This is a genomic window from Streptomyces sp. NPDC058000 (assembly GCF_042886435.1).
GTDB lineage: Bacteria > Actinomycetota > Actinomycetes > Streptomycetales > Streptomycetaceae > Streptomyces.
Map to the genome: position 1 here is coordinate 48,205 of NZ_JBHVQS010000058.1, position 7,467 is coordinate 55,671.

Consider the following 7,467-nt stretch of genomic DNA (forward strand, 5'->3'; position numbering starts at 1 on the left):
CGGCGGCGGGCTGCCTTCCGGCGACGAACCCGCCCCCTCGCGTAGCGAACCTCCCGCCCCGTAGCGAACCTCCCGCCCCGTGGCGGACCTTCCCTCCCTCGCGGCGGACCTTCCCTCCCTCGCGGCGGACCTTCCCTCCCTCGTGACGAACCCGCTCCCTCTCGTGGTGAAGCCGCCTCCTCTGGTGGTGAAGCCGCCTCGTCCTGGGGTGAATCCGTCCTTCCCGCGGTGAGTCCGCTCGCCTTGGCAACGTGGGAGATGGCAAACCCCCCTCGCGGGCGAAGATCCAATTCCGGCTTCTGGTGGCAAATGACGCATCCTTGTGGGAAGGAATGGGCGGAGTGTCGCGATGGAACCGCTTCGGGCCGATCCAGAAAGATGTGCGCGGGACTGTGCGGAAGCTTGCGGGTCCGCGCGACTGCTGTGCGCAGCGGAGAGGGGCTTGAGGGATGAGTACTTCGGTTTCGCCTCACGGGTTCGAGACCGTACGAGGGCGCGGCTATCGCCCGGAGGACGTGGACCGGCGCGTCGAGGGGCTCTCGATCGACCGCGACTCCTGTTGGGAGCGTGCCGCCCGGTTGACCGTTCTGGCCAACGAGATGGAGGCCGAACTCGCCGAACTGCGCGCCTATGTGGCGCAGCTGCCGGAGCAGACCTACGAGTCCCTCGGTGAGCAGTCGCGGCTGATCCTGACCACGGCGGAGTCCGAGGCGGTGCGGCTGCGGTCCGAGGCGGCGGCGGACGCGGAGCAGGCGCACGACGATGCGGCCGACTACGCGCAGGACGTCCAGGACGCGGCGGACAAGGCGGCGCAGCGGCTGCGGACGGAGATGGAGGAGGACGCGCGGCGTACGGAGAAGGCGGCGGCTGACGAGGCGGCGGAGCTGGTCGCGGCGGCCGTCCAGGAGGCCGAGCAGTTGCGGGCGGAGGCTGCGGCGGAGCTGGCGGAGACCCGGCGGCGTACCGAGCGGCTGCTGAAGGACCAGGAGGCCCGGCACGCCGAGGAGTGGGACGCCCTGGAGCGGGAACTCGCGCGCCTGGAGACCGAGATGGACCAGCGGGTCGCCGAGTCGGACGCCCACGGGGAGGCGGTGATGGCCGAGCGGCGGCGGCTGACGGCGGAGACCGAGGAGGCCGCGCGGCACCGGATGGAGGACGCCGAGGCGCAGGCGGCGGAGCTGTTGGCGCAGGCCAGGGTCGAGGTGGAGCGGATCGAGCGGACCACCGAGCGGATCGTGCGGGAGCACGATGAGGCGCGCGAGGAGGTCCGGGTCCACATGACGCATGTGCGCAACAGCCTGGCGGCGTTGACGGGGAAGGATCCGGCGGAGTTCTCCGGGTCGGGGTCCGGGTCCGGGGCGGGGGCTGGCACGGGGGCTGGTTCCGGCTCCGGCTCCGGTTCCGGTTCTGGCTCCGGTGCGGCTTCGGGTGCTGGTGCGGCGACGGGGTCGGGGTCGGGTGCGGACCGGGGGTCGGACCCGGACAGTGAGCAGACGTTGGAGACGGAGTTGCCGCGGGTGGACCGGGGCGGCCAGGGTCGGCGTTAGGCCGCGGCCGATTAGCCCCCCGCCCCCCGCTCAGCCGATATGGGTCCCTGCCTGGCTGGCGTGAGTCGTAGGTCGGTGCGTGAACAATCGGCGAGTGGGGGCGGGCGACAGCCGCAGCCGCAGTTGTCGTCACCGTCGTTGCCGTCGTCGTAGCGGTTGCGGTCGAGGTCGTGGATGCAGACGCAGTCAGCTGGCGGGCGGGGCGCCGGCGCTGCCGTCACCGTTCGCCTTGACCGCACCGTTCGCATCGTTCGCCTCGACCGGATCGTTCATCGCGTCCCCGTCCGTCGCCCCGGCCGCGTCCTTCGTCGCCCCACCCGTGCCCGTCGCAGTGACCGCGGCCCTTGCCTCGTCCGTTGCCCCGGCCGCGTCGGCCGTTTCCGTTGTGTCGGGGTGGTCGGTTGGGGTGGTTGCCGGGGTGGTGGGGGCCGGGTGGGTTTCGGGGTGGACGGGGAAGCGGCGGGGGGCCAGTAGTAGGACGGTGAGGAAGGCGAGGGCGGCGGCGGCCGCGGCGCCCAGGTAGACGTGTTCGACGGTGGCGTCGACGGCGCGGCGCAGGTAGTCGGCGGCGCGGGCGGTGAGTGCGCCGGCGTGTTGGAGGGCGTGCGAGACGGCGTCGAGGTCGTGCGGCAGGCCGGTGCGGATGGCCGTGGGGGCGTGGGTGAGGCGGTCGTTGAGGGTGGTGTTGGCGATGGCGCCGAAGAGGGCTGCGCCGAGGGACTGGCCGACCTGGCGGCAGAAGAGGATGGAGGCGGTGGCGGTGCCGCGTTCGGCGTAGCCGACGGAGGACTGGACGCCGATGATCAGCGGGAGTTGGAAGAGGCCGAGCGCGGCGCCGAGGGCGAGCATGAGCAGGGCGGGCTGCCAGGCGGCACCGGGGTAAGGGAGCAGGGGGAAGGCGAGCAGGACCAGGGCGGCGCCGCCGATGCCGAGGAGGGCGCAGTTGCGGATGCCGATGCGGTTGTAGACGCGGCTGCTGAGGGCGGCGGATATCGGCCAGCTCAGGGTCATGACGGAGAGGACGAAGCCGGCGGCGGTCGGGCCCAGGCCGAGGACGGCCTGGGCGTAGGTGGGCAGGAAGACGGTCGGGGCGACCATCAGCAGGCCCAGGGCGCCCAGGGCGAGGTTGACGGCAGAGATGGTGCGGCGGCGCCAGACCCAGCCGGGGATGATCGGTTCGGTGGCGCGGCGTTCGATCAGGACGGTGGCCGCGGCGGCCAGGGCGCTGCCGGTGAACAGGAGGAGGGACGGGAGGGAGAGCCAGGGCCAGGCGGTGCCGCCCTGGACGAGGGCGGTGAGGAGCAGGCCGCCGGTGGCGAAGATGGCGAGTGCGCCGGGCCAGTCGATGCGGGTGCGGCGTCCGGTGGTGGTGGGTCGGTCGCGGCGGGTGTCGTGGAAGTGGCGGGCGATCAGCCAGAGGGCGAGGGCGCCGACGGGGAGGTTGATCAGGAAGATCCAGCGCCAGTCGCCGTAGGTGGTGAGCAGGCCGCCCAGTGCGGGGCCGGCGACCGAGGAGATGGCCCAGACGCTGGAGAGCTTGGACTGGATCTTGGGGCGTTCCTTCATCGGGTAGAGGTCGGCGGCGATGGTCTGGACGGTGCCTTGGAGGGCGCCGCCGCCCAGGCCCTGGAGGATGCGGAAGGCGATCAGGGAGCCCATGTTCCAGGCGCCGGCGCAGGCCAGGGAGCCGATGAGGAAGAGGACGATGCCGACGAGCAGGATGGGCTTGCGGCCGTAGGTGTCGGAGAGCTTGCCGTAGACGGGGAGGGTGACGGTGACGGCGAGGAGGTAGCCGGAGAAGAGCCAGGAGAAGACGGCGAAGCCGCCGAGGTCGCCGACGATCTGGGGGACGGCGGTGGCGATGATCGTCGAGTCGAGGGCGGCCAGCGCCATGCCGAGCATGAGGGCGGCGATGACGGGGCCGCGTCGGGCGGTGGTGGGGCTGTCGGGTGGCTGATTTTCGGTGCCGTTCCGGCCGGCGCTGTGGCTGTCCTGGGTGGTGCGGCTCACCGGGCCCCCTCCTGGTGTGGTGTGGCCGACGCGTTACGTGTAGTCGGCACGATTCCGGTGACACCTTGGCATGCGCGGTGGCGGGGCGGAATGGGGTTTCTCGCAGCGTGGGACGGCGGCGGGCGGCCGCTGCGGCGGCCGGTTGTCGGTGGTCCGGCGTAAGGTGGTCAGCCCTGGTCCGGGTGCGCTCGTCGGCGCTGTCGAGGGGGTGGCGGACCGGTCGCGTTGTTCGCCTCGCTGGGACGGAAACCTTTTCATGAGCCTGAGTGGTCTGCTCGACGCCGTCGTACGGGACCCGGCGCTCGCCGAAGCGGTCAAGGCCGCGGCCGACGGGCACCGGCCGCATGTCGACCTGGTCGGGCCGCCGGCCGGCCGCCCGTTCGTGGTGGCGGCGCTGGCGCGGCGGACCGGCCGCCCGGTGCTGGCGGTGACGGCCACGGGCCGGGAGGCCGAGGACCTGGCCGCCGCGCTGCGGTCGCTGATGCCGGCCGGCGAGGAGAGCTCCGTCGTGGAGTTCCCGTCCTGGGAGACGTTGCCGCACGAGCGGCTCTCGCCGCGGTCGGACACCGTCGGTCGGCGGCTGGCGGTGCTCCGCCGGCTGGCGCACCCGACCGCGGACGACCCGACGGCGGGCCCGGTGTCGGTGGTGGTCGCGCCGATCCGTTCGGTGCTCCAGCCGCAGGTCAAGGGGCTGGGCGAGCTGGTGCCGGTGAGTCTGCGGACGGGGCAGACGGCCGATCTCGAAGAGATCGTGGACGGTCTGGCGGCGGCCGCGTACGCGCGGGTCGAACTGGTCGAGAAGCGCGGCGAGTTCGCGGTCCGCGGCGGCATTCTGGACGTCTTTCCGCCTACGGAGGAGCACCCGCTGAGGGTGGAGTTCTGGGGCGACGACGTCGAGGAGATCCGGTATTTCAAGGTCGCCGACCAGCGTTCCCTGGAGGTCGCCGAGCACGGGCTGTGGGCGCCGCCCTGTCGTGAGCTGCTGCTGACCGCTGAGGTGCGGGCGCGGGCCGCGGACCTCGCCGAGCGGCATCCGGAGCTGGGCGAGCTGCTGGGGAAGATCGCCGAGGGGATCGCCGTCGAGGGTATGGAGTCGCTGGCTCCGGTGCTGGTCGACGACATGGAGTTGCTGCTGGACGTGCTGCCGAAGGGCAGTATGGCGGTGGTCTGCGATCCGGAGCGGGTGCGGACCCGGGCGGCGGACCTGGTGACGACGAGCCAGGAGTTCCTCCAGGCGTCCTGGGCGGCCAGTGCCGGGGGCGGCGCGGCGCCGATCGACGTGGGCGCGGCGTCCCTGTGGGGCCTCGCGGACGTCCGGGACCGGGCCCGTGAGCTGGGCATGATGTGGTGGTCGGTGTCGCCGTTCGCGGCGGACGAGGAAGCCGCCGACGGGGACACCCTGAAGCTGGGGATGCACGCCCCGGAGACGTACCGCGGTGACACCCAGCGGGCGCTGGCCGACACCAAGCAGTGGCTGGCGGACGGCTGGCGCACGGTGTTCGTCACCGAGGGGCACGGCCCGGCGGCGCGTACGGTCGAGGTGCTCGGCGGGGAGGGTATCGCCGCCCGCCTGGAGGCCGACCTCGGTGAGATCGCACCATCGGTGGTGCATGTGGCCTGCGGTTCGATCGACAACGGCTTCGTCGACCCGGGCCTGAAGATCGCGGTGCTGACGGAGACGGACCTGTCCGGGCAGAAGGCCGCGGGCAAGGACGCGGCCCGGATGCCGGCCCGGCGCCGTAAGCAGATCGATCCGCTCACCCTCCAGGCCGGTGACTTCATCGTCCACGAGCAGCACGGCGTGGGCCGGTACATCGAGATGGTGCAGCGCACGGTGCAGGGCGCCACCCGGGAATACCTGCTGGTGGAGTACGCGCCGGCCAAGCGCGGTCAGCCCGGGGACCGGCTGTACATCCCCACCGACCAGTTGGAGCAGGTCACCAAGTACGTGGGCGGCGAGGCGCCGACGCTGCACCGGCTCGGTGGCGCGGACTGGACGAAGACCAAGGCGCGCGCCAAGAAGGCCGTCAAGGAGATCGCCGCCGACCTGCTCAAGCTGTACTCGGCCCGGATGGCGGCGCCCGGCCACACCTTCGGCCCGGACACGCCCTGGCAGCGCGAGCTGGAGGACGCGTTCCCGTACGTGGAGACGCCCGACCAGCTGACGACGATCGCCGAGGTCAAGGAGGACATGGAGAAGTCGGTCCCGATGGACCGGCTGATCTGCGGCGACGTCGGCTACGGCAAGACCGAGATCGCGGTCCGGGCCGCCTTCAAGGCCGTTCAGGACGGTAAGCAGGTGGCGGTGCTGGTGCCCACCACCCTCCTCGTCCAGCAGCACTACGGCACGTTCACCGAGCGCTACGGCCAGTTCCCCGTCAATGTCCGGGCGCTGTCCCGGTTCCAGACGGACACCGAGGCCAAGGCGGTCCTGGAGGGGCTGCGGGAGGGTGCGGTGGACATCGTCATCGGCACCCACCGGCTGTTCTCGGCCGAGACCAAGTTCAAGGACCTGGGGCTGGTGATCGTCGACGAGGAGCAGCGGTTCGGCGTCGAGCACAAGGAGCAGCTGAAGAAGCTCCGCGCCAACGTGGACGTGCTGACGATGTCCGCGACCCCGATCCCCCGCACGCTGGAGATGGCGGTCACCGGCATCCGGGAGATGTCGACGATCACCACGCCGCCCGAGGAGCGGCACCCGGTCCTGACCTTCGTCGGCCCCTACGAGCAGAAGCAGATCGGCGCCGCCATCCGCCGTGAACTCCTCCGCGAGGGCCAGGTCTTCTACATCCACAACCGCGTCGAGTCCATCGACCGCGCCGCGGCCCGGCTCCGCGAGATCGTGCCCGAGGCGCGCGTCCAGACCGCCCACGGCCAGATGGGCGAGTCGCAACTGGAGCAGGTCGTGGTGGACTTCTGGGAGAAGAAGTTCGACGTCCTGGTCTCCACCACCATCGTGGAGTCCGGCATCGACATCTCCAACGCCAACACCCTGATCGTCGAGCGCGGCGACAACTTCGGCCTCTCGCAGCTGCACCAGTTGCGCGGCCGGGTGGGCCGGGGCCGCGAGCGCGGCTACGCGTACTTCCTCTACCCGCCGGAGAAGCCGCTGACCGAGACCGCGCACGAGCGGCTCGCGACGATCGCCCAGCACACCGAGATGGGTGCCGGCATGTACGTGGCCATGAAGGACCTGGAGATCCGCGGTGCGGGCAACCTCCTCGGCGGTGAGCAGTCCGGCCACATCGCGGGCGTCGGCTTCGACCTGTACGTCCGGATGGTCGGGGAGGCGGTGGCCGACTACCGGGCGTCCCTGGAGGGCGGCGCGGAGGAGCCCCCGCTGGAGGTCAAGATCGAACTCCCGGTGGACGCGCACGTTCCGCACGACTACGCGCCGGGCGAGCGACTGCGCCTCCAGGCGTACCGGGCGATCGCCTCGGCCAGCACGGAGGAGGACGTCGCGGCGGTCCGCGAGGAACTCACCGACCGCTACGGCAAGCTGCCCGAGCCGGTGGAGAACCTCCTCCTGGTCGCCGGTCTGCGGATGCTGGCCCGCGCCTGCGGCGTCTCCGACATCACCCTCCAGGGTTCCAACATCCGCTTCGGCCCGGTGGAGTTGCGGGAGTCGCAGGAGCTCCGCCTCAAGCGGCTGCACCCGCGGACGGTCCTCAAGCCGGCCACCCGGCAGATCCTGGTACCGCGCCCGACGGCCGGCCGGATCGGCGGCAAGCCGGTGGTGGGGCGGGAGTTGCTCGCCTGGGTGGGGGAGTTTCTGACGACGATTCTGGGCTGACCTTCGGCTCCGCCTGTTCCGCCTTCGGCGGAGGTTGTTGTCGGGGTGGGGCCCCGGTGAGTGGTGGGTGACGGGTTCGGGGGGTCCGGGGTGGGTGTTCGGACTGCTGCGCTTTAC

Annotated in this window: 3 protein-coding genes; 2 read left to right on the forward strand and 1 reads right to left on the reverse strand. The window is 71.9% G+C overall.

Annotated elements, in window-relative coordinates:
- Positions 1-449 precede the first annotated feature (449 nt).
- The gene (locus ACFVT2_RS35355; RefSeq protein WP_390024772.1) at positions 450-1,547 is read left to right on the forward strand and encodes a cellulose-binding protein; all 1,098 of its coding nucleotides are present in this window, start codon (positions 450-452) and stop codon (positions 1,545-1,547) included.
- A gap of 186 nt (positions 1,548-1,733) precedes the next feature.
- On the opposite strand, the gene ACFVT2_RS35360 is transcribed toward ACFVT2_RS35355, so the two are convergent.
- Positions 1,734-3,557, reverse strand: coding sequence for an MFS transporter (locus ACFVT2_RS35360; RefSeq protein ID WP_390024773.1), 1,824 nt, complete (start codon positions 3,555-3,557; stop codon positions 1,734-1,736).
- Positions 3,558-3,813: 256 nt separating this feature from the next.
- Between ACFVT2_RS35360 and mfd the strand changes: the two genes are divergently transcribed.
- Positions 3,814-7,350 carry a transcription-repair coupling factor gene (gene mfd, locus ACFVT2_RS35365; protein WP_390024775.1) on the forward strand — a complete coding sequence of 1,179 codons (3,537 nt, stop codon included), beginning with the start codon at positions 3,814-3,816 and terminating at the stop codon, positions 7,348-7,350.
- Positions 7,351-7,467: the final 117 nt, after the last annotated feature.

What these genes read in the sequence shown, in the direction of transcription:
- ACFVT2_RS35355 (WP_390024772.1), top strand. Translation starts at nt 450, where the DNA reads ATGAGTACTTCGGTTTCGCCTCACGGGTTCGAGACCGTACGAGGGCGC.
- mfd (WP_390024775.1), top strand. Translation starts at nt 3,814, where the DNA reads ATGAGCCTGAGTGGTCTGCTCGACGCCGTCGTACGGGACCCGGCGCTC.